Origin of the sequence: Streptomyces sp. B1866, assembly GCF_031932565.1 — a bacterium.
GTDB lineage: Bacteria > Actinomycetota > Actinomycetes > Streptomycetales > Streptomycetaceae > Streptomyces.
In genome coordinates this window covers 1-2,112 of the sequence record NZ_JAVSCF010000472.1, presented here as the reverse complement: position 1 = coordinate 2,112, position 2,112 = coordinate 1, and the positions used below count along the sequence as shown (strand labels likewise).

The 2,112-nt window shown below is 76.9% G+C and carries 2 protein-coding genes and 1 pseudogene; 1 reads left to right on the top strand and 2 read right to left on the bottom strand.

Annotation, left to right across the window (positions count from 1 at the left end; genetic code table 11):
* Nucleotides 1-288, bottom strand: a pseudogene (locus RKE29_RS29545) (GNAT family N-acetyltransferase); the annotation flags it as partial.
* 125 nt (nt 289-413) lie between these two features.
* Nucleotides 414-950, bottom strand: coding sequence for a DUF1990 domain-containing protein (locus tag RKE29_RS29540; protein ID WP_312008783.1), 537 nt, complete (start codon nt 948-950; stop codon nt 414-416).
* 334 nt (nt 951-1,284) lie between these two features.
* Between RKE29_RS29540 and RKE29_RS29535 the strand changes: the two genes are divergently transcribed.
* A complete protein-coding gene (locus RKE29_RS29535) occupies nt 1,285-2,040 on the top strand; it encodes a GntR family transcriptional regulator (RefSeq protein WP_312008782.1) in 756 nt (251 codons plus the stop codon).
* Nucleotides 2,041-2,112 lie beyond the last annotated feature (72 nt).

Sequence of the window (2,112 nt, the reverse complement as noted above, 5' to 3'; positions counted from 1 at the left end):
GTCCGCGCAGCCGCCGGGCCCGCCCGCGGAGCCGGGGCCGTCGGCCCCGGCCGCCGGCGCGGGCGTCCCGGCGCGGCCGCGCCGGAAGGCGGACTTCAGGCGGAGGCCGGCCGTCGCCAGCAGCGCCACGGCGGACACCGCCAGCGTGACCGCGGTGCCGGGGCCGTGGACGACCGCTCGGGACACGGCATCGGCGACCGCCACGGCCGTGAACAGGGCGGCCAGCTCGACCAGCTCGCGCCGCCCGGGGCGGCGCTCGGAGTGGTGTACAGGGGTCGCTCGCATCATGAAGACAACACTTCCTGAAGGGTGTTGCCTGATCACGAACGCCTTGTGACCGGTGGGTTAAGGGTGGTTCTGGCCCTCAACAACCGACTTTGTCTGAAAAATGACAGCGAAAAGCGGCCGCTGTGTCATTCCCGGACCAGCCGCAAGAGTACCCTGCCGCAGCGGCGCGCGTACGCCCGCTGGAACGCCGGGACCAGCGGACCGGCGGCGCGGGTGTACCAGGCGGCCGGGCGGCTGAACGCCGTGACCGTGAGGACCACGCTCGCGTCCTGCTCCAGGCTGACCGCAAACGCCTCCTCGCCGGCCTGCGGATGGCCGCGAAGCGTTCCGTACCCGAAGCCGGCCCGTCGCTCTTCGGCCATGGTCCATACCACCGCGCAGGGCGCGCGCAGCCGCAGCCGCCCGGCGCCCAGGCCCACCACCACCCGCAGGCCGGGCACGGCGACCGGGCCCGCGGTCTCGATCGTCACGCCGACGGCCCGGTGCATCCGCCAGTCCATGACGGCCGCGCGGGCCGCCGCGAACGCGCCGGGGCCGTACCCGACCAGGGTGCGGACCCGGAGGTGGCGGTAGCCGGGAGGCAGCGGACCCGCGCGTGTGGCGCCCGCCTCCCGGTAGGTGAGGCCGGGCGGGGCCGCGGGGGCGGGGCCGGCGGGCGTCATGGCGGCCACCCTGGGCGCCGTGGGCGCCGGGGCGCGGCCGCGCCGCCTCCCTGCCGGTACGCGCGTCCCGCCGCCGGGCGCACGGAGGCGCGGCGTGCCGTCCCCGCCGCTGCGTGCGTTTCCGGCCATACGACATGTACGGCCGAAGATCGATCATATGGGAGGTGAAGGGGCACTCCCATTGGTCTTGACCAAGGAATCGGGGCCCCCTAGGGTCGCACCGGCGTTAGCGCAACAACCTTTCATAAACAATCACGCGAAGAGAAGCGCACGACAAGCGCACGACAGAGGCCCGCGCCCCGGCCGCGGGCACCGGCCGTCACCGGAGGACAGGGTGGGGACCACGCAGCTCGCATCGGTGCCGGAGCCGAAGTACTGGCACCTGAGGACCGTGCTTCAGGACGCGCTCGACTCGGAGTTCGCGGTGGGGGAGGTCCTGCCGAACGAGCGGGAGCTCGCGGCGCGCTTCGGCGTGGCCCGCGCCACCCTCCGGCAGGCCCTGGAGCAGCTCGAACTCGAAGGCAGGCTGCGACGCCGCCGCGGCGTGGGCACCACGGTCGCCCCGCCGCGGACGGCCGTGGCCGTCGGCGGCGCCGCCCGGCCCGGGGCCGACAGCGCGGGCGAGGACGTCTGGCAGCCCGTCGACAGCACCTGGGAGGCGCCGCCCGCGGAGGTCGCGCGGCTGCTCGGCACGGCCCCCGACGCCCCGGTGCACACGGTGCGGCGCACCCGCGTCGGCCACGGCCGCCCCCTGGCGGCCGAACTGCTGTACGTCCCGCCCGCGGTGCTGCCTGCTCTCGCCGCCGAGGGCGCCGAAAGCGCCGCGGGCGCGCCGGGCGGGCCGAGCGGGCCCGCGCGGGCGTACGCCGCACTGCGCGAGCTGCGGCGGCTCCAGCCGGCCGGCCAGGAGCAGACGGTGGAGCTCGGCTCGGCCGGTGCCGAGGACGCCAAGCGGCTCGACCGGCTGCCCGGCGCGCCGGTGCTCGTCGTCACCACCCGCTGGTTCGCGGGCGGGCGCCCCGCCGCGGTGTCCGTGGCCGTCTACCGCGCCGACGCCTGCCGGCTGACCTTCGGGGACGCCGCGGGCTGACGGCCGCCGGACCGGCCCCCGCGCGGCGAGGCGGCGAACGGCCAGGCGGCCCGCGGCGGCGGCGAGCGGCCA

Bases quoted from the DNA above. Each gene is read 5' to 3' on its own strand.
- RKE29_RS29540 (WP_312008783.1), bottom strand. From the start codon at position 950: ATGACGCCCGCCGGCCCCGCCCCCGCGGCCCCGCCCGGCCTCACCTAC.